18 protein-coding genes are annotated in these 19921 nt (G+C 62.2%); 11 read left to right on the top strand and 7 right to left on the bottom strand.

Annotated elements, in window-relative coordinates; translation table 11 throughout:
• Positions 1 to 203 precede the first annotated feature (203 nt).
• From QMO82_RS18385 to QMO82_RS18370, 4 genes are all read left to right on the top strand, one after another.
• Positions 204 to 1112: an NAD(P)-dependent oxidoreductase gene (locus tag QMO82_RS18385; protein WP_183607779.1), complete on the top strand. Its 909-nt coding sequence runs from the start codon at positions 204 to 206 to the stop codon at positions 1110 to 1112.
• Complete coding sequence (locus tag QMO82_RS18380) at positions 1109 to 2887, top strand: IlvD/Edd family dehydratase (RefSeq protein WP_183607780.1); 1779 nt, start codon at positions 1109 to 1111, stop codon at positions 2885 to 2887. The genes QMO82_RS18385 and QMO82_RS18380 overlap by 4 nt, the downstream gene beginning before the upstream one ends.
• Positions 2888 to 3044: 157 nt before the next feature.
• Positions 3045 to 4832 carry a bifunctional diguanylate cyclase/phosphodiesterase gene (locus tag QMO82_RS18375; RefSeq protein WP_183607781.1) on the top strand — a complete coding sequence of 596 codons (1788 nt, stop codon included), beginning with the start codon at positions 3045 to 3047 and terminating at the stop codon, positions 4830 to 4832.
• A gap of 325 nt (positions 4833 to 5157) precedes the next feature.
• Positions 5158 to 6006, top strand: a complete 849-nt coding sequence (locus tag QMO82_RS18370; protein WP_183607782.1) for a GNAT family N-acetyltransferase — start codon at positions 5158 to 5160, stop codon at positions 6004 to 6006.
• 1 nt (position 6007) lies between these two features.
• Here the strand turns inward: QMO82_RS18370 and QMO82_RS18365 are convergent, their stop codons facing one another.
• Entirely contained in the window at positions 6008 to 6925 is a 918-nt protein-coding gene (locus tag QMO82_RS18365; RefSeq protein WP_183607783.1) for a DMT family transporter, read from the bottom strand.
• 191 nt (positions 6926 to 7116) lie between these two features.
• On the opposite strand from QMO82_RS18365, the gene QMO82_RS18360 reads away from it, so the two are divergent.
• Positions 7117 to 8415, top strand: a complete 1299-nt coding sequence (locus QMO82_RS18360; RefSeq protein ID WP_097613755.1) for an adenylosuccinate synthase — start codon at positions 7117 to 7119, stop codon at positions 8413 to 8415.
• A 60-nt stretch (positions 8416 to 8475) separates the two neighbouring features.
• Entirely contained in the window at positions 8476 to 10974 is a 2499-nt protein-coding gene (locus tag QMO82_RS18355) for a hypothetical protein (protein ID WP_183607784.1), read from the top strand.
• Between the two features lie 122 nt (positions 10975 to 11096).
• On the opposite strand, the gene rpoH is transcribed toward QMO82_RS18355, so the two are convergent.
• Together rpoH and QMO82_RS18345 are read right to left on the bottom strand one after the other, a co-directional pair.
• The gene (rpoH, locus tag QMO82_RS18350) at positions 11097 to 12005 is read right to left on the bottom strand and encodes an RNA polymerase sigma factor RpoH (RefSeq protein WP_003566040.1); all 909 of its coding nucleotides are present in this window, start codon (positions 12003 to 12005) and stop codon (positions 11097 to 11099) included.
• Positions 12006 to 12182: 177 nt separating this feature from the next.
• Positions 12183 to 13208 (bottom strand): RluA family pseudouridine synthase, encoded by a 1026-nt coding sequence (locus QMO82_RS18345; RefSeq protein WP_183607785.1) that lies wholly within the window; start codon positions 13206 to 13208, stop codon positions 12183 to 12185.
• Positions 13209 to 13251: 43 nt separating this feature from the next.
• Between QMO82_RS18345 and QMO82_RS18340 the strand changes: the two genes are divergently transcribed.
• Both QMO82_RS18340 and QMO82_RS18335 read left to right on the top strand, forming a co-directional pair.
• Positions 13252 to 13638, top strand: coding sequence for a hypothetical protein (locus QMO82_RS18340; protein WP_183607786.1), 387 nt, complete (start codon positions 13252 to 13254; stop codon positions 13636 to 13638).
• Between the two features lie 6 nt (positions 13639 to 13644).
• Positions 13645 to 14469 carry an RNA methyltransferase gene (locus QMO82_RS18335; protein ID WP_183607787.1) on the top strand — a complete coding sequence of 275 codons (825 nt, stop codon included), beginning with the start codon at positions 13645 to 13647 and terminating at the stop codon, positions 14467 to 14469.
• A 54-nt stretch (positions 14470 to 14523) separates the two neighbouring features.
• Here QMO82_RS18335 and QMO82_RS18330 read toward each other — a convergent pair whose 3' ends face one another.
• Both QMO82_RS18330 and QMO82_RS18325 read right to left on the bottom strand, forming a co-directional pair.
• Positions 14524 to 15687 (bottom strand): hypothetical protein, encoded by a 1164-nt coding sequence (locus tag QMO82_RS18330; RefSeq protein ID WP_183607788.1) that lies wholly within the window; start codon positions 15685 to 15687, stop codon positions 14524 to 14526.
• Positions 15688 to 15801: 114 nt separating this feature from the next.
• On the bottom strand, positions 15802 to 16389 hold the full coding sequence (locus tag QMO82_RS18325) for a DUF1134 domain-containing protein (protein ID WP_097620376.1): 588 nt from the start codon (positions 16387 to 16389) through the stop codon (positions 15802 to 15804).
• Between the two features lie 194 nt (positions 16390 to 16583).
• On the opposite strand from QMO82_RS18325, the gene chpT reads away from it, so the two are divergent.
• The gene (chpT, locus tag QMO82_RS18320) at positions 16584 to 17231 is read left to right on the top strand and encodes a histidine phosphotransferase ChpT (protein ID WP_183607789.1); all 648 of its coding nucleotides are present in this window, start codon (positions 16584 to 16586) and stop codon (positions 17229 to 17231) included.
• Between the two features lie 121 nt (positions 17232 to 17352).
• On the top strand, positions 17353 to 17715 hold the full coding sequence (locus QMO82_RS18315; protein ID WP_010069020.1) for a response regulator: 363 nt from the start codon (positions 17353 to 17355) through the stop codon (positions 17713 to 17715).
• A gap of 206 nt (positions 17716 to 17921) precedes the next feature.
• Here the strand turns inward: QMO82_RS18315 and ctrA are convergent, their stop codons facing one another.
• Positions 17922 to 18623 carry a response regulator transcription factor CtrA gene (gene ctrA / locus QMO82_RS18310; RefSeq protein ID WP_003542362.1) on the bottom strand — a complete coding sequence of 234 codons (702 nt, stop codon included), beginning with the start codon at positions 18621 to 18623 and terminating at the stop codon, positions 17922 to 17924.
• Positions 18624 to 19060: 437 nt separating this feature from the next.
• Here ctrA and QMO82_RS18305 point away from each other — a divergent pair, with 437 nt between their 5' ends.
• Entirely contained in the window at positions 19061 to 19411 is a 351-nt protein-coding gene (locus QMO82_RS18305) for a flagellar export protein FliJ (protein WP_097620375.1), read from the top strand.
• A gap of 154 nt (positions 19412 to 19565) precedes the next feature.
• Here QMO82_RS18305 and QMO82_RS18300 read toward each other — a convergent pair whose 3' ends face one another.
• Complete coding sequence (locus QMO82_RS18300; protein ID WP_183607790.1) at positions 19566 to 19844, bottom strand: GNAT family N-acetyltransferase; 279 nt, start codon at positions 19842 to 19844, stop codon at positions 19566 to 19568.
• Positions 19845 to 19921: the final 77 nt, after the last annotated feature.

Genomic DNA, 19921 nt, shown 5'->3' with positions numbered 1-19921 from the left:
TTCCTTTGTCGAGTAAATCGGGCGGGAACTTCGGTTCTCGCCCGTATCGTTTTCAGAGCATGATGCCGAAAAGTGCGCGCGGTTTTCGGACGACATCATGCTCTATCCAAGGACACACCACAAAAGTGCTTTGCGCCAGTCAAAACGGTTTGCAACCGGGGGCGAGGGGACTATCAAAGACGGACAACAGTTGGGAGGACTGAATGACAGGGAGTAGAGGTCATGACGGCAGGCGGATCGCCTTTCTCGGCACCGGCCTGATGGGCGCGCCGATGGCCCGCCGGCTGCTGGGCGCGGGCTTTGCCGTCACCGTCTGGAATCGCGATCGGAGCAAGGCCGAAGCACTGGCGGGAGACGGCGCGGTCCTAGCGGAAACGCCCATCGATGCCGCTGCGGGCGCCGACGTCGTCATCACCATGCTGACCAATGCCGAAGCGGTGAGGGACGTGCTGTTCGACCGTGGCGCGGCCAGTGCGATGGCGCCGGGCGCCACTGTCATCGACATGAGTTCGATTGCCCCGCATTTTGCCCGCGATCATGCAGCAGGGCTTGCCGAACGCGGTATCGCTCATGTCGATGCGCCGGTTTCCGGCGGCGTGGTCGGGGCGGAAGCCGGTACGCTGGCGATCATGGCGGGCGGCGACAAGGAGGTGATCGACGGGCTTGCTGATGTCTTTGCGCCGATGGGGCGCGTGACCCGCGTCGGTCCAAGCGGTGCGGGCCAGCTTGCCAAGCTTGCCAACCAGCAGATCGTCGCGGTGACGATCGGTGCCGTTGCCGAAGCGATGATGCTGATTGCGGCCGGCGGCGGCTCGCCGGCGGCCTTCCGCGACGCCATTCGCGGCGGCTTTGCCGAGAGCCGTATCCTGGAACTTCACGGTAAGCGCATGGTCGAGCGGCAGTTTACGCCGGGCGGTTCGTCCAGCAACCAGCTGAAGGATCTGAACGCCGCCATGGAGACGGCCGGCAGCCTGTCGCTGACGCTGCCGCTGACTGCGGTGGTGCATGCCGAATTCAGCGAATTCGTCGCCAACGGCAATGGCGAAAAGGATCACAGCGGCCTGCTTCTCCATCTCGAAGAGAAGAATGGCCGGCCGGGAGGAAAGCAGTGAACGACAGCCATTCGCCGCGCCTGCGTTCGCAGGACTGGTTCGACAATCCCGATCATATCGACATGGCCGCGCTCTATCTCGAGCGTTTCATGAATTACGGCATCACGCCGGAGGAACTGCGTTCCGGCAAGCCGATCATCGGAATTGCCCAGAGCGGCAGCGATCTCACGCCTTGCAACAGGGTGCATGTCGATTTGGCCAAACGCGTGCGCGACGGCATCCGCGATGCCGGCGGCATTCCGATCGAGTTTCCGACGCACCCGATCTTCGAGAACTGCAAACGCCCGACGGCCGCACTTGACCGCAATCTCGCCTATCTCGGCCTCGTTGAAATTCTCTATGGCTATCCGCTTGACGGTGTGGTGCTGACCACCGGCTGCGACAAGACTACGCCTTCGGCGATCATGGCTGCTTCGACGGTCGATATTCCGGCGATCGTGCTCTCCGGCGGCCCGATGCTCGACGGCTGGCACGAGGGGGAATTGGCGGGCTCCGGCACGGTGATCTGGCGGATGCGGCGGAAATATGCGGCTGGCGAGATCGACCGGGAGGAGTTTCTTCAGGCGGCGCTCGACTCGGCTCCTTCCGTCGGCCACTGCAATACAATGGGCACCGCTTCGACGATGAATGCGCTGGCCGAGGCGCTCGGCCTGTCGCTGACCGGCTGCGGCGCCATTCCCGCCGCTTACCGCGAGCGCGGCCAGATGGCCTACCGCACCGGCCGGCGCGCCGTCGAGATCGTGCTCGAGGATCTGAAGCCGTCGGATATCCTGACGCGTGAGGCCTTCCTCAATGCCATCCGCACCAATTCGGCGATCGGCGGCTCGACCAACGCCCAGCCGCATCTGGCGGCGATGGCCAAGCACGCCGGCGTCGAACTCCATCCCGACGACTGGCAGGTGCACGGCTTCGATATTCCGCTGCTGGCCAATGTCCAGCCGGCGGGCGCCTATCTCGGCGAGCGCTTCCATCGCGCCGGCGGTACGCCGGCGATCATGTGGGAACTGCTGCAGGCCGGAAAGCTCGACGGCGACTGTCGCACGGTGACGGGCCGGACGATGGCCGAGAACCTGGAGGGCAAGGAAGCGCGCGACCGGGAGGTCATCAAGCCGTTCGCCGAACCGCTGAAGGAGCGGGCGGGCTTTCTCGTTCTCAAGGGCAATCTCTTTGATTTCGCCATCATGAAAATGAGCGTGGTTTCGGAGGATTTCCGACGGCGCTATCTTCAGGAGCCCGGGCGTGAAGGCGTCTTCGAGGGCAGGGCGGTGGTCTTCGAAGGCTCCGAGGACTATCACAAGCGCATCAACGAACCCGACCTCGGCATCGACGAAAATACCATCCTCGTCATCCGCGGCGCCGGACCGATCGGCTGGCCGGGTTCGGCTGAGGTCGTCAACATGCAGCCGCCGGATCACCTGCTGAAACGCGGCATTCGCAGCTTGCCGACAATCGGCGACGGACGTCAGTCGGGCACGGCGGACAGCCCGTCGATCCTCAACGCGTCGCCGGAAAGTGCCGTCGGCGGCGGTCTTGCCTGGATTCGCACCGGCGATATTATCCGCATCGACTTCAACCATGGGCGCTGCGATATGCTGGTCGACGAGCCCGAGATCGAACGGCGCAAGGGCGAGGGTATTCCGCCGGTGCCGGCGGATGCGACGCCGTGGCAGCAGATCTACCGCCGCTCGGTCACGCAATTGTCGGACGGCGCGGTGTTGGAGGGGGCGACGGAATTCCGCCAGATCGCCAAAAACCCGCCACGACATAACCACTGATCTTGACGTGCCGGAGACTGCAAGTCCTTTGATCCAAAAGAGGAAGCCGTAACGAACAGTTCACCTAGTCACGAGTTCGATCATCAGAACAAGGCTTCTTTAATGCCGGCTTGAGACCATATTGCCGTTATGCAAAGCTTCTAAGGCTGAGACCGCGTTGCCAGAGAATAAAGCCACACGATCCGAACGAGAATTTCAGGATCTTCTGCGTCGGCTCGAACTCGCTCTCGATGCATCCCAGATCGGTGTCTGGGAGCACAGTATCGAGCAAGACGGGATCTTGTGGGATGCGCAGATGCATCGTCTTTACCAGACTGGGGAGACTTGCCGTCTGGTGCCGGCATTGCTTTGGTCGAACGCGATCCATCCCGACGATCGCGAGCGGGCCGCACGCGACTTCGATGAGGCGATTGCAACACGGGGCGCCTATAATTCGCAATTTCGAATCGTACTGCCGAGCGGCGAAATCCGCCATCTGCGCTCACGTGCGCATTTCTACGTGGATGCGGAGGGGCTGCCCTCCTTCATCGGCGCCGAATGGGATGTGACCGCCGACGTCCTGCTCAACGCGGAGCTGGCGCGGCAGAGAGTGGTGGCCGAGGCGAGGGCGCTGGCGCTCGAGGAAAGCAATGCGCGCATCGAGCATGTCGCCGATCACGATTATCTCACTGGCTTGCCCAACCGACGTCTTCTCGACAAGCGGCTCACCGAGCTGCCTTCAGACAAAAGCATCACGACGCTTGGCGTGCTGCATCTCGACCTCGACCAGTTCAAGCAGATCAACGACAGCCACGGTCATGCGGCAGGTGATGCCGTGCTCAGGGCCGCAGCCCTTCGCATCACCGCCGCCATTCCTGCCAATGGCATGGTCGCCCGCGTCGGCGGCGACGAATTCGTCATCGTGCTGGTCAATTTCAGCGATCTCACTGAGCTGAAGCTGATTACCGAGGATCTCCAGCGCCGGCTGCGCAAGAAGATCCGCTTCGGTCAGGAGATGCTGCAATCCGGTGCCTCGATCGGCGTTTCCTGGAGCGGCGATCGGCGGGCGCGCAACCTGCTGGCTGAATCCGATATGGCGCTCTACCAGGCCAAGAAGCTCGGGCGCAACCGCGTCGAATTCTTCACGCGGCAGCTGCAGGAGGATCTGCGCGCCAAGCGTCGCCTCGCCGAAGAGCTGAAGCTCGGGCTGGAGCGCGGCGAGATCGTTCCCTATTATCAGGTGCAGCTCGACGCCCGGACGCGGAAAGTCATCGGCTTCGAGGCGCTGGCGCGCTGGAAACATCCCGAGAAGGGTGTACTCGCCCCGGGGATATTCCTGAAGATCGCCGACGAGCACGGGCTTGCGGCGGAGATCGACGCGGCGATCCTCAAAAGCGTTCTGGAAGACCGGCTGTTCTGGTCGTTGCGCGGCCTTGCGGTCCCGCGCATCGCCGTCAATATCTCGGCATCGCGCCTCGCCGATCCGACGTTGCTCGGCAAGCTGAGGAAACTCGACATCCCGCCCGGCGAGATCGTCTTCGAACTGGTCGAGACGATTTTCCTCGACGACAGCGACGAAAAATTGCTCGATCATATCGGCGAGATCAAACAGATGGGCATCGACATCGAGATCGATGATTTCGGATCCGGTCACGCCTCGCTCATCGGTCTGGTCAAGCTGCGGCCGAAGCGGCTGAAGATCGACCGGCAGCTCATCGCCGAGGTCGTCAGCTCCGCCGAGCAGCGGCGCGTGGTGGGTTCGATCGTGGAAATCGCCAAGGCGCTCGACGTCGAGGTGATCGCCGAGGGCATCGAGACCGAGGCGCATGCCGTCGTACTGGCTGAGCTTGGCTGCGATGGCCTGCAGGGTTACGCGTTCGGTTATCCCGCACCGGCGGCCGAGACCGCTCTTCTTTTCTCACCGATGGCGAGCGGGATCGAAAAGCAGAAGTCCGCAATGAGCTGAACGGCCCGGTGATCCGTCAGCGGGCGCCCGCCGTCGCGCCCGGTTGCAACAGCGTTTTTCCGGCTTGCGGAAGTGATGTCGGCCGAAATGCTTTACCAGCCTTTCGGGCCGGGAAGGCGATACTTTTCCGGCGCGGCGGTTCATTCGCAGCGGCCGGAAGATAATTGGCGCGCAAGTAATTTTCTTGAGCTTGCATCGGCATTGTTTCATGGTAATGCGGAAACGAAGTTTTCTGCATTACATCGAAAAATGATTAGCTTGGACCTGACAATTGCTTTGCCGTTGCCGGCATGGATTTGCGGGACATTCAATCTGGGAAGGTCGCATGAATTCGGAATTTGCCGTTCGTTCGATGCGGCCCGGCGAACTGGAGCTCGTGCTCGAATGGGCGCGTCAGGAGGGCTGGAACCCGGGTCTCGACGATTCGCTTGCATTCCTCGAGGCCGATTCGTCCGGATTCTTCGTCGGCGCCATCGGTGAAGTCCCGGTCGGCTCGATCTCGGTCGTCAAATATGGCGATAGTTTCGCCTTCCTCGGCCTCTACATCGTCCATCCAGATTTCCGCGGCAAGGGTTACGGCAAGGCGATCTGGGAGGTGGGTATCGCCAGCGCGCTAGACCGCACGATCGGTCTCGACGGCGTCGCCGCTCAACAGGGCAATTACCGCAAGGCGGGCTTCGAACCCGCCTATTCCACCATTCGCTACGGCGGCGTCGCTACCTCCTTGCCTGTCTCGACGCTTGCCGCGCAGGCGGTGCTGGATTCACGCCTCGAAGGCTTGCAGCGGTATGATTCGGCGATCTTTCCGCAGCCCCGGGATGCCTTTCTCGCTGCCTGGTGCACCGGCCGCAAGGGCCGTCGTTCGGCGGTGGTGCGCAAGAGCCACAAGATCCGCGGTTACGGTACGATCCGCCGCTGCTACGAGGGCTACAAGATCGGCCCGCTTTTTGCCAACGATGCCGACAGCGCCGCAGCGCTGCTTGCCGAATTGATCCCCGAGGCGAAGGGGGCTGCGATCTTCATCGATATTCCCGCCGACAATCATGAGGCGGTCGCGCTTGCCGAAGGCCTCGGCCTTCAACCGGTGTTCGAGACGACGCGCATGTATCGCGGGCCGGCGCCGGCCATCCCGCTGAAGCACGTCTTCGGCGTGACGACGCTGGAGCTCGGTTAGTCTAATCCATCGGCGAGGCCGGCACGGTCGAAGCGGACGCTTTCGGCCGGCCCTTTTCGGCGATCGCGATGCCGCCGAGCGTCAGCGCCAGCGCGACTGCGTGAAAGGACTGAAGCGTCTCGCCGATCAGGGCGACGGAAAGCAGCGTGCCGAACACTGGCACCAGATTGATGAAGAGGCCCGCCCGATTGGCGCCGATTGCCTCGACGCCCTTGATATAGAAAATCTGCGCCAGCAGCGATGGGAATATTGCCGTGTAGAGGGTGATGCCCCAGCCGGCCTGATCCGGCCATTGCGCCGCCCCTCGGCCAAGTTCCCAAAGGAGCAGCGGCACCGACGTCAGCATGGCGGCGAAGGCCGGGAAGGCCATCAGCGTGCGCCAGTCGACCGGCGGCTTCCAGCGCAGGAAGATCGTGTAGAGCGAATAGGCAGCAATGGCGATCAGCATCAGCCCGTCTCCGCGATTGAGCTGCAGCTGCCACAGCGTGGTGAGGTCGCCATGGGCTGCCGTCAGCGCCACGCCGACCAGCGTCATGCCGAAGCCGAGGCATTGCGCCAGCGAGATGCCGGTGCGGAAAAGCACGAAATTCAGCAGGAAGATCAGCATCGGAATGCCGGCCTGCTCGATGGCGACATTGATGGCCGTCGTATATTGCACGGCCGAATAAAGCATGGCGTTGAAGAGGGTATAGCCGATGGCGCCGTAGCAAAGGAGCAGCGGCAGGTTCTTCCTCGCCACCGGCCAGTCCTTCTTCAGCTGGGGCACGGAGATCACGGCGATCAACGCGACGGCGAGGAACCAGCGCAGGAAGGTCAGCATCATCGGGCTGATATGCCCGATCGCGAGCTTTCCCGCGACGGAGTTGCCGCCCCAGCAGAGGGTGGCGATGACGAGGCAGATATAGGCCGTGGCTTGCAAGAGCGTTCTTCCCGTCTTTCCGCGATCGTCGTCCGGTGTTTTGTGACGGGCAATAGCCTGCCGCCTGCTGATTTGTCACGTAAAAAGCCCAATCTACTGTGACAACAGGGTCGCTTTCCCAAAAACAAAGCTTTATAGATGCGCGGGTTTGAGCAGGTGCGCGGTTCTGCGCCGGTAACAGGAAGAGTTGGATGACGAACGTAGTCGTGGTCGGTTCGCAATGGGGTGACGAAGGCAAGGGCAAGATTGTCGACTGGCTTTCGGAGCGTGCGGATATCGTTGTGCGCTATCAGGGCGGACACAATGCCGGCCATACGCTCGTCATCGACGGCACGAGCTACAAGCTCTCGCTCTTGCCCTCCGGCGTTGTGCGCCCGGGCAAGATGGCCGTCATCGGCAACGGTGTCGTCGTCGACCCGCATGCGCTGATCGCCGAGATCGGCCGGCTGGAGGCGCAGGGCGTGACGGTTACGCCTGACAATCTGCGCATCGCCGACAATGCGACGCTCATTCTTTCCCTGCACCGCGAGCTCGACGCGATGCGCGAGGATGCTGCGTCGAACAGCGGCACCAAGATCGGCACGACACGCCGCGGTATCGGTCCGGCCTATGAAGACAAGGTCGGCCGCCGTGCCATCCGCGTCATGGATCTTGCCGATCTCGACAGCCTTTCCGGCAAGGTCGACCGTATTCTGACCCATCACAATGCGCTTCGCCGCGGCCTCGGCGTTGCCGAAGTCAGCCACGAGGCGATCATGGAAGAGCTGACCTCGATCGCCGATCGGGTGCTGCCGTTCCGTGATACCGTCTGGCTCTTCCTCGACAAGGAGCGCCGCAAGGGGTCCCGCATCCTCTTCGAAGGTGCACAGGGCAGCCTGCTCGATATCGACCATGGCACCTATCCTTTCGTCACGTCGTCGAACACCGTGGCCGGTCAGGCCGCGGCCGGTTCCGGCATGGGGCCCGGCTCGCTCGGCTACATCCTCGGCATCACCAAGGCCTATACGACGCGCGTCGGCGAAGGCCCGTTCCCGACCGAGCTGAAGGACGCGATCGGTGAGTTCCTGGGCGAAAAAGGCCATGAGTTCGGCGTGGTGACCGGACGCAAGCGGCGCTGCGGTTGGTTCGACGCCGCACTCGTGCGCCAATCGATTGCCACCAATGGCATCACGGGCATCGCGCTCACCAAGCTCGACGTGCTCGACGGTCTCGAGGAATTGAAGATCTGCGTTGGCTATATGCTCGACGGCGAACAGATTGATCATCTTCCGGCAAGCCAGGGAGCGCAAGCTAGGGTCGAACCGATCTACATCACGCTGGAAGGCTGGAAGGAATCGACCGTCGGCGCCCGCAGTTGGGCGGATCTGCCGGCACAGGCGATCAAATATGTTCGCCAGGTCGAAGAGCTGATCGGGGCGCCTGTCGCGCTCCTGTCCACCAGCCCGGAGCGGGATGATACGATACTTGTGACCGATCCGTTTGAGGATTAAGCTCACGGGTCACTGTGGAGGATGGTTCGGTAGGGTACCGGACTTCTTGAGAAAGTACTGATGGCGGATTTTATTGCAGTCATTCGGCGGGCCGTTGACGGCTTGGCTGAGAATACCCCCGAGATGCGGGTGAAAGTCTACGAACGTGCCCGCGGCGCAGTGCAGCGGCAGCTCGAGAATATGAAGCCGCGTCCGCCGGAAGCCATGCTGCAACGCCAGCTCGAAAAGCTCGAGGCCGCCATCCGCGAAGTGGAAGGCGAACACTCCGAGGCACTGCCGCTCGATGAGCCGGTTGCCGCCGCGCTGGAATCCGCAGAAGAACAAGCGGTTCACGACGAAAGCGAACCGGCGCCTGCGCCGGAGACTGATGTCGAGGAGCCGGTTGACGCAGCTTATGCCGAGCCGCAGACGGCCGAGGCCGCCGACGAGCCCGATCACCTGGAAGCTGCCCCACCTGGGGACGCTGAGGAAGAGGTCGCTGCCGAAGAACCCCTTTCCGCGGAGACCCTTGTTCCCGCGGAAACTCCTGTTTCCGCCGAGACATACTGGCATCCCTCGCATGAGGAGGAAGCGCCGGCCGAGGAATGGCATGCCAGCGAGGCGCGCGGCGTCGCCGCCGAGGATGTGCCGGCCGAACATCATGGCTGGCAGCCGTCCGCCGGGGATCGCGACGCGCAAGCCGACGAATACCATGCTGAAGAGCAGCATCCCGTGGAAGCCGAGGAGGTTGCGGCTGAAGATGAGGTTGCGGCTGAACCGGTGCCCGTGGTAGATGATGAGCCGGAGGCCGAGGAGGCTTACCAACCCGTCGAGCCGCTTCAGCCGGTTACGCGCGGCATAGATCATGCATCGAACCGGCTGGTGGAGCCGGTCGCCAATTTCGATCGTCCGCAGGAATTTGTCGAGCACAGCCGCGAGGAGCCGCTGCAGGCTGACGCCGCGGCGCATTTCGATCCCGTCTGGGCCGAGCCCGCCGCCGAAACGCCGGCTCCGGCGCCAAAGGAAGCGGAGACCGAATGGGCGGAAGAGGAACTCCGGCAGTATTCGCAGACGGCGCCGATCACTCCGGATACCTCGGCGCGCGCCTTTGAGGAGGTGATATCGAGCCTCGAAAAGGCGGCACCTGCGGCCGTCATGCCGGCGGCCAAGGAAAGTTTCTCCTGGGAGACCGCAGCCTTCGACGATCTGCCGCCGATCGAGGCCGGCAGCAATAAGAAGACGCCAGTCGCCTCGCATTTCGACGATGTCGATATCTTCGCGGAAGTGCACAGCGGCAAGCCGGCGGCCGCAAGCGGCACGCCGAGCGAGGACTGGCGCGAAGCGAAGGCGCTGCGCGGCTACGACCGCCGCGGCTCGGTCGCCGCTGACGACGATGACGCCAATCCGGGAATGGATATCGATCAGATCGTCGCTTCCAAGCTGCAGGGCAAGAGTTTCCGGATGGAGCCGAAGCGCCGTCGCTTCGGCATCGGCACGGTGATCACCCTCATCTTCGCGCTCATCTTGATCGGTGGCGGCGCCTATGCCGGCTGGATGAACAGAGAGGCGCTGGTGGCGATGGTCGACGGGCTCGTCAGTTCGGCACCGTCGCAGGCGACTAGGAACGAGACGGCGACACCGCCGGCCGGCTCCGCGACGCCTGCCCAGCCGGGTGCGGTGGCTCCAGCCAAGCCGACGACACCAGGAGCGCAGAATACTCCCGCGGCGCCGGCGCAGCCGAACCCGAACCCGAACCCGCAGGTGGCGTCGGTGAACAATGACGGCGCCGTGGCCAATTCGAAATTCACCCAGCGGCTGCTGACGGATGGCACCGAGGTCGACAGCGGACCGGCGACGGTGCCGGGAACGCTGACCGCGGAAGGAAAATCGGTCGCCGAACAGAATGTCGCGGCCGCCGATACGCCGCCGCCTGCCAGCGCGCAGGGCGATGCGGCACCGGCCGAAACGCTGACACCGAACGGCCCGGCGGCATCGCCGCAGCAGACCGCTCCCGTCGGTTCGTCGCAAAAGATGTTCCTCTATGAGGAGCGCATCGGCCAAAGCTCGCCGACGGCGATCGAGGGATCGGTCGTCTGGAGCGTGCAGCACGAGACCGGCCAAGACGGACGGCAGGAGGCGACGGTGCAGGGCAACGTCACCGTGCCGGAGCGCAATCTCTCGGCTCTCGTCACCTTCAAACGCAATTCCGATCCGTCGCTGCCGGCAAGCCATCTCGTCGAGATCGTGTTCTCGGTGCCGCCGAATTTCGAAGGCGGCAGCATCGACAGCGTCCAGCGCATCTCGATGAAGCGCACCGAGCAGGACCGCGGTGACGCGCTGATCGCGGTTCCGGCCAAGATCACCGACGATTTCCACATGATCGCGCTCAACGACTATCCCGATGCGCGCAAGGCCAATCTCGACCTGATGTCGACCCGCAGCTGGATCGATATCCCGGTCACCTACCGCAACGGCCGCCGCGCGCTGCTGACCATGGAAAAGGGCGACACGGGAACCGAAGCCTTCAATACCGCGATCAAGGAATGGACTGCGCTCGGGGACGTGTCGACGAGCCAGTGATGGTTTTCCGCAATACCCAGCTTCCCTGACCCTAGGCGGGGCGTTGAGGCTGTGAAAAGTGGATGATACAGAAAAGGCGGGCCGCAAAGCCCGCCTTCTTCAATTCTGCCACCGCGGCAGGTTTATGCCGTGGCTTCGACGACGCGGACGGCCTTGGCGCGTTCCTGGGCTTCCTTGCGGACAGCGTCCTGCACCTTTTCGAAGGCGCGGACCTCGATCTGGCGGACGCGTTCGCGACTGATGTCGAATTCAGTCGAAAGGTCTTCCAGGGTCACTGGATCCTCGGCGAGGCGGCGAGCCTCGAAGATGCGGCGTTCGCGCTCGTTCAGGACGCTCATCGCTTTCGCCAGCATACGCCGGCGGGTGTCGAGTTCGTCCTGTTCAATCAGCACGTCTTCCTGGCTGTCATGGTCGTCCACCAGCCAGTCCTGCCACTGGCCGCTGTCACCTTCGGCCGCTTTGATCGGCGCGTTCAGCGAGGCGTCGCCGGAGAGGCGGCGGTTCATCGAAATGACCTCCTCCTCCGAGACTTTCAGCTTGGTGGCGATTTCCGAGACGTGCTCCGGCTTCAGGTCGCCGTCGTCGATCGCTTGGATGCGGCCTTTCAGCCGGCGCAGGTTGAAGAACAGGCGCTTCTGGTTGGCGGTCGTGCCCATCTTCACCAGCGACCATGAACGCAAGATATATTCCTGGATCGAGGCCTTGATCCACCACATGGCGTAGGTGGCAAGGCGGAAGCCGCGCTCGGCATCGAACTTCTTGACGGCTTGCATCAGGCCGACATTGCCTTCGGAGACGACTTCGCCGATCGGCAGGCCGTAGCCGCGATAACCCATCGCGATCTTTGCGACGAGACGAAGATGGCTGGTGACCAGCTTGTGAGCGGCGTCGCGATCTCCATGCTCGGCATAACGCTTGGCGAGCATATATTCCTGCTGCGGCTCGAGCATCGGAAACTTGCGGATTTCGTCGAGGTAACGATTGAGACCGGCTTCGCCGGCGGTAATGGACGGCAAGGTATTTCGGGCCATAGTGCACCCTCCTAAAGTGAATTCCGGTTCCCGATGGAAACGCGTTCTCGCGTTAAAAAAGGCAAACCGGGACGTGCGGCTCTACTGCGAGCCCGCACTAAATCCATATACAGATAAGTGTGGCGAAACGGCGGTTCAAGGGTGCCGCTCACGCAGGTGTGAGCTGGAGAGCAGTCTTTATCGCCGCAGTGCCTCGACCAGTTCCACCATGTCATCCGGCAGCGGTACTTCGAAATGCATGACTTCGCCGGTGCGGGGATGCTCGAACTGCAGCATGAAGGCATGCAGCGCCTGGCGGCCAAAACCGTTGACGACCTTGCGGATGTCTTCGGGCAGCAGATTGGCCTTGGTCTTGAAGCCGGCGCCGTAAACCGTATCGCCGAGCAGCGGATGGCCGATATGGGCCATATGAACACGGATCTGGTGGGTGCGGCCGGTTTCGAGGTGGCACTCGACCAGCGAGGCCAGCGCCGTCGCATCCGGTTTCTCCTGAAAGCGTTCGATCACCTCGTAATGGGTGATTGCCTCGTCGGCGTCATGACTGTCGGGGCGCTTGACGGCGCGGCGCGTGCGATCGCCGGTGGCGCGGCCGAGCGGCGCGTCGACCGTGCCTGTCAGAGTGCGAGGCCGGCCCCAGACGATGGCCTGGTAGGCCCGCTCGAGCGGCATGGTGCGGCCGTGGTCGGCAAATTGCAGCGACAGGTGGCGATGGGCAATGTCGTTCTTGGCGACGACCATGACCCCTGTCGTGTCTTTGTCGAGCCGGTGGACGATGCCGGGGCGGCGCACGCCGCCGATGCCGGAGAGCGTATCGCCGCAATGGTAGATCAGCGCGTTGACCAGCGTCCCCGTCCAGTTGCCGGGGCCGGGATGGACGACGAGACCTGAGGGCTTGGAGATGACGATGACGTCTTCGTCCTCATGGAGGATATCGAGCGGGATGTCCTCGCCCTGCGGCGTCGGGTCATCCGGTTCGGGCAGCGTGATCTCGAAACTATCGCCGGTGCGCACCTTGCGTTGCGGGTCGGTAACGGGTTGGCCGCGCAGAAAAACCTGGCCGTCCTTGATCAGCGCCTTGATGCGGCTGCGCGAAAATTCCTCGCCGAGCTGCGCCGTCAGCCAGGCATCAAGCCGGCCTTCGGCAGTTTCATCGGCGGTCAGGACTTTTCTATTGCCGGCTGCTTGTTTAAAGGGGTCGCTCAAGACGCTTCTTCTCCGACATATTTTTTTAGAACGGGACGCACAGATGACAGCAATCGAGCCAGACGACCAGGAAGAGAAGCCCCTTGATCCGGCGATGGAAAGTGTCCGGCGCAAGATGGTCCGCCTGCAGATCGTCTCCGGCGCCATCATGTTCGTGAGCCTTATGGCGGTCTTCGGCGCGGTTGTCTACAAGGCGATGCACAGCGAACCGAAGGAGACAGCGGCCACCGTTGCCGCCTCCGGCGTGCCCTCGGATGCGCCGCTTGCGGCGACCGTTTCCCTGCCGCTCGGCTTCAAGGTGCAGTCCACCTCGTTTTCGGCAGGGCAGATCCTGTTCTACGGCGAAACGGTCGAGGGCAAGAGCAAGGCGCTGGTCTTCGACCTCAGAACCGGTCGCACCGTTGCCGACGTCACCGTCGCGGGCAAGTAGGCCGGCATGGCCGCCGTTCCGATCACCATCGACAGCGCCGACGATCCGCGCGTCGCTGAATTCCGTGATATAAGAGAGCGTGACCTGACGGGCCGGGAGAACCGTTTCATCGCCGAGGGCACCGTCGTGCTGCGCATGCTCGCCGAAGCGCATGCGGGAGGCCGCGGCTTTTTTGCCGAGAAGATCCTGCTGCTGCGCAACCGCGTCGACGGCGTACTGCCGATCCTGGAGCGGTTGCCGGCCGATGTGCCGGTCTATGTCGCCGAGGCCGATGTCCTCAACGGCGTCGTCGGATTCCATCTGCATCGCGGCGTTCTCGCGCTCGGCCGGCGGGAGGATCGCGGCGAGGCGGTGCTTCTCGAAGCGCTGCCGGAACAGGCGCTGGTGCTCGTCGGCTGCGGCATTTCCAATCACGACAATGCCGGTTCGATGTTCCGCAATGCGGCGGCCTTCCGGGCGGATGCGGTGCTGCTCGACGAAACCTGCTGTGATCCGCTCTACCGCAAGGCGCTGCGTGTCTCGGTCGGTTCGGTGCTGAGCATTCCGCACCGGCGCGGCGGCAAGGCGTTGGATGTGCTGCTGGCGCTTGCCGAACGGGGTTTTGCCATCTGGACGCTTTCGCCGCATGGCAAGACCGATATCCGCGCCATTCCGGCTTCAGCGCGCATGGCGCTGGTCGTCGGCACGGAGGGGGAGGGGTTGCCGGAGGCGCTGCTTGCGCGCTTCCGGAGCGTGCGCATTCCACAGTCGGAGGAGCTCGACAGCCTCAATGCCGCGACGGCAACGGGGATCGCGCTGTTTTCCATGGCTTCCGCGATGGGGCGGATCTAACCGCGACAATCGGAACTGATTTTCCCGGGTTTATGAGCGCGCGCCGCGCATCTTTCAGATGCGCGGGGGATTGGCGATGATGGCGGCTGCCCTGTCGGCAAGGCTGACGCGCTCGTTGGGGTTCTTCTCCGCGCCTTCCGGGAGAAGCGTTCGGATCGGCGAGGAGGGACCCTCGTTGAGTGCGGTCAGCGCCACCATGCTGGCGGCGATCGAGGCGATTTCCTCGCGGATCGCGCCATCGCGGCCGGCAACGGCCTTCGCCTTTTGCAGGCGCTCGGCAAGGGCGGCGCTGCGCTTGCGGACATCCTCGCCGATCTCAGCCGTGACAACGGCGGTGTCGAGCGTGGATGTTGTCGTGTCTTCGGCCGTCAATTCTGCCGGCAGCTCCGCGGCCATCCCGGCATGGCCGGCGTCGCGCAGCACCCGGTTGACCCTGCGGATCTCGGCATTGGCGGCCTTCAACTGTTCCTTCAACTTGGCGACCTCCTGAAGGCGGCGGGCGACCAGGGCCTCCTTTTCGGCGGCGGAAGCGCTCTCGCGCGCTGCCTTGTCCTCGAGGCGGATCACCATATGCTGCTGCTGTGTCAGTTTCTGTTCGGCATCCCTTGCGCGGTTCTGCAAAAGGGTGACGTCTTGGCGCAGCGTATCTCGTTCATCGCGCAGCGCGTTGGCGCGGAATTTCAGGCTCTCCGCCTCGGTTTCGCGTGCCGCCAGGTCGATCCTCAGCCCATCGGTCTGTTCGCCGAGCTTGCTCAGCCGCGCCCTCATGGTCGCCAGTTCGCTCTCCTTGTTGGCAGCGGACTGTTCGGCAATATGCAGATTGGTCTTCAACTGGCTGATATAATTCTCGTCCTTGCGCAGATGCGAGCGCTGCTCGGCGGCTTCGACATGCATCTCGCCGATCTGGGCCCGCAATTCGCCGATTTCGGCGGCAAGCCTGCCGGCATCGATGGCAAGCGCGTCATGGCGGAGCTGGAGCGACAGGGATTTTTCGCGCTCACGCAGAAGGTCCTGGGCGGTCCGGGCATTTTCAGCGGCATAGAGCGCGCGCACCATATCCTTCTGGGCGCGAACCTCCTGCGGGCTCAGCGGCATGGTCGCCTTCAGGCGGTTCTCGGTATACCAGACAATGCGACGGTGCACGGCCGGCGAGACCAGAAAGACGAGGAAGGCCGCGGTCAGGAAGCCCAATCCGAACAAGAGAGCATATTCGATCACGGCGCGGCCATCGGTAAGAAGGTTGATACGGGTTAGCCGCGATGATTAAGCACGCAGGACACGCATGGCAAGGCCACCGATGCGGGCGGTGGCCGATTCCAGCGGTTTGCGGCCTCAGAAGGGGTTCCAGGTCGGTGCCTGGGTAATCTTGAGATAACCGACATTGACACCCAGGCGAGCGCCGACGCCGGTGCGGATGGGCACGACCAGTACGTCATTGTTCTTGAGCAGCGTCATGCCGAAGCCGGCGATCACATAAGCCGAGCCGCTGACGCCGCCGAAGCGGGCATAGATGCCGTTGACGGAGGGCAGGTCGTAGACCAGCATCATCACGCGCGAGCCCTGGCCGCCGTAGTCGAGGCCGAGCGAGGGGCCTTGCCAGTAAAGATTATGTTCGCCGGCGTTTTTGGTGTTCAGCTGGCCTTCGCCGTAGGTAAGACCGGCGATGAAGGCGCCGCCGCCTTCCTGTCCGAGGATGTAGCCATTCGGGAGGCCGTATTTCTGGAAGGCACTCTCGACGACTTTGGCAAGTCCGCCGCTGGCGGAGCCGAAGAAGGAATGGCCGGCATCGACGATTTCCTGCATCGTGTACTGGCCGTTATCCTGGGCGGAGGCGGGTCCGGCAACCATCAGCGAGGAAAAAACGAGGGCCGAAAGCAACCTGCAGAAGCCGATCAATCGGTGCGGAAATCGAGGGCGCATGGTGTCATCCGTTCGTCGTTTGGCTGGAGCGGGCAACCGCTCGCGGCGATTGGTGCATTTTGCGCCGATGATCTTAACAATCGGTTTACCAAATATGGTGTCATTATGGCACCGAATACGACCGCAAACTTCGCGCAATTTTGATGAAGCATATTCCCGGGCGCGATGAAATTGCCGCCCCTCAGGAGACGATGATGTCCAAGAACCCCAATCTCACCTTGTCCGGCCCGGATCTGGCGGCGCTTCTTTGCAGCCGCGTTTGCCACGATGTCATCTCACCGGTCGGTGCGATCAACAATGGGCTGGAACTCCTCGATGAGGGCGGTGCCGATGCCGATGCGATGGATCTGATCCGCACCAGCGCGCTCAACGCTTCCGTCCGCCTGAAATTCGCACGCCTCGCCTTCGGTGCTTCGGGTTCCGTCGGCGCTTCGATCGACACCGGCGAGGCCGAGCGTGCCGCCAAGGATTTCGCCGTCGCCGAGAAGAAGACCGAAGTGATCTGGAACGGGCCACGCGCCATCGTCGCCAAGAACCGCGTCAAGCTGCTGCTCAACCTCTTCCTCGTCGCCTATTCCGCGATTCCGCGCGGTGGCGTGCTCGAGGTGACGCTGGAAAATCCCGAGTTCGATGCCAGGTTCAAGCTCACGGCCAAAGGCAAACTGATGCGCTTGCCGCCGAAATTCGTCGAGATATCGACCGGCGCGATCGAGGAGGCGATCGACGCCCATTCGATCCAGCCCTATTATACCGTTCTTCTGGCGCAGGAGTGCGGAATGACGCTCGATCACAGCGCCAGCGCCGAAGAACTGGTGTTCACCGCGATGGCCGCGGCCGCCTGATTCCTGCGCGTAAAACGAGTATCGGTGTTCGCGCGGTAACGATTCCTTAGCCTGATCGACCTATGCTTGGCTGTTGTTTAGAGGCCCTTGCAAGGACAGATGCAGGGGTAAAGGAGTCGCCATGCAGAGATTCATGATCACCGATAATTCGGACATCGTCCGCAAGGTCGGCAAGCGCATTCTCTCCGAACTCGACTTTCTCGTCAGCGAGGCCTCCAACGCCGGCGAGGCGCTGCAACGCTGCCAGGCGGAGCTGCCGGAATATCTGATCGTCGATTCCGGCATGGAAGGCGCGCTCGACCTGATCGCCGCCATCCGCGCCATGGACGGCGGCAAAGAGGTCAAGATCTACTACTGTGTTGTCGAGGCGGATCTGAAGAAGCTGATGGCGGGCAAACGCGCCGGTGCCACCGACTTCCTGTTGAAGCCGTTCGATCGCAAGATCCTGACCGCCGTCTTCGGAAACCGCGCGATCGCTGCCTGACGGCAATCTCTTCCATGCGCCATGATGCCGAAAGTGCAAGCGCTTTCGGCCGCCGACAGCCTGTTTCGTTGATCGAGATCTCGAGAATTTTGTACTGGTCCAGTCTGAGATCGTCCGCATCGGGCTTGCTTCTCATTGCCAGGCCGAAACGAAAAATCCCGCCGGAAGGGCGGGATCTTCGTTGTCCGATAAGGGGATCGGAAAAATCAGGCGGTTTCGGCGTATTCGGCACCATCCGGCTCACGCAGAACGTAGCCACGGCCCCAGACGGTCTCGATGTAGTTGGCGCCGCCGGCGGCGTTGGCGAGCTTCTTGCGGAGCTTGCAGATGAAGACGTCGATGATCTTCAGTTCCGGCTCGTCCATGCCGCCGTAAAGGTGGTTGAGGAACATTTCCTTGGTGAGCGTGGTGCCCTTGCGGAGCGAAAGCAGCTCCAGCATCTGGTATTCTTTGCCTGTCAGGTGGACACGCTGGCCGCCGACTTCGACAGTCTTGGCGTCGAGGTTGACGATCAGCTCGCCGGTCATGATGACCGACTGGGCGTGGCCCTTGGAGCGGCGGACGATGGCGTGGATACGGGCGACGAGCTCATCCTTGTGGAAGGGCTTGGTCATGTAGTCGTCGGCGCCGAAACCGAGGCCGCGAACCTTGTCTTCGATGCCGGCCATGCCCGAGAGAATGAGGATCGGTGTCTTGACCTTGGACAGCCGGAGCGTGCGAAGCACTTCATATCCGGACATGTCGGGCAGGTTCAGATCGAGAAGGATGATATCATAATCATACAGCTTGCCCAGATCGACGCCTTCTTCACCGAGATCGGTGGTATAAACATTAAAACTCTCTGATTTCAGCATCAACTCGATGCTCTGCGCTGTAGCGCTATCATCCTCGATGAGAAGTACCCGCATAATTATCCCCTTTACCGCCGCCGAAAGGTGGTCTGGCCCCCACTCACGATACCGAACACGCTACGTGATTTGGAAGCTGCCACGAAATGGTTAACAAATTCTAATTCACTCTGGCAAGGAGTATCGAATTTATTAAATAATTTTTCCATTTCTCTGTTTTCCAATAGGAATCTCAAAAAGGCTCTCCTAAACTTTAACATTAGGAAAAGGCGCTAAGTGATTCATCCGACTCGCCAATGAAAAGGTTCGAACTTCATGCCGCGGCATTTACCGACCCTTAAATCATCGGGCCTATCATTAACGATGCCCGTAAACGAAAGGTTACCAGCGGTAGGTATTTGTTAATATCGCCGGAAATTTTTTAGCAAACCGTGTCAAAGCGGCGCGCAGGGCGGTTTCAAGTTGAGCCGGGGTCTCGCATCACGGGAGTAATGCGTATGAAGTCGCGAGAGAGTCTCGTTCGCCTGAAGGAATTTCAGGTGAACGAAAAACGACGTCAATTGCAGCAGTTGCAGATGATGATGTCCGAATTTGAACGGATGACGAAGGATCTGGAGAGCCAGATCGTCGTCGAGGAAAAGAAGTCCGGTATATCAGACCCGAATCACTTTGCTTATCCGACCTTCGCCAAGGCCGCGCGTCAGCGGGCCGACAACCTGCAGGTTTCGATCAAGGAACTGAAGATGCAGGAAGAGACGCTGGAATTGGCGCTCGAGGAAATGCAGGCGGAATATGCAAGGGCGACGGCGCTGGAAGAGCGTGACACCAGCGCCCGCGCCAGGGCGTAAGAGAAAACGGCGGGCGCCGGCTTCGGCGCCCCGGGGATCGCCTCAGAGAAGCCATGTATGACGGGCGCGCTGTCCTTCATACATGGCTTTTGGTGTTTGCATGTCGTTATCCCCGGCAGCGCAGTTGCGGGCGGCATGCGCTGGGCCGCGACAATCAGTTTACGACATCCTGCCATTCCGGATGGCGCTGCGCCTGCGCCTTGAAGAAGGGGCAGAGCGGGATGATCTTCCAGCCGCCGCCGCGTGCCGCCTCCACGGCGTGGAACGCCAATGCCTGGCCGACGCCCTTGCCGCGCAGCGCATCGGGAACGGCGGTGTGATCGATGATCACGAGCTTTGGCGATGTGCGTGAATAGGTCATCTCTGCCTCGTGTCCCTCGACCTCGGCCGTATAACGGCCGCCGGAGGCGCCGTCCTCGTTTCGAATGTCCATTGTCTTTCCTCGCGATCGGATATTGTCGCCGCAGACCGTGACATGACGGGGCAGTCATGCCAAGCCACAGCGGTGGT

The sequence above is a fragment of the Rhizobium sp. BT04 genome, from assembly GCF_030053135.1.
GTDB lineage: Bacteria > Pseudomonadota > Alphaproteobacteria > Rhizobiales > Rhizobiaceae > Rhizobium > Rhizobium binxianense.
The sequence above is the reverse complement of the archived record's forward strand: the minus strand, read 5'-3'. Positions and strand labels throughout refer to the sequence as shown.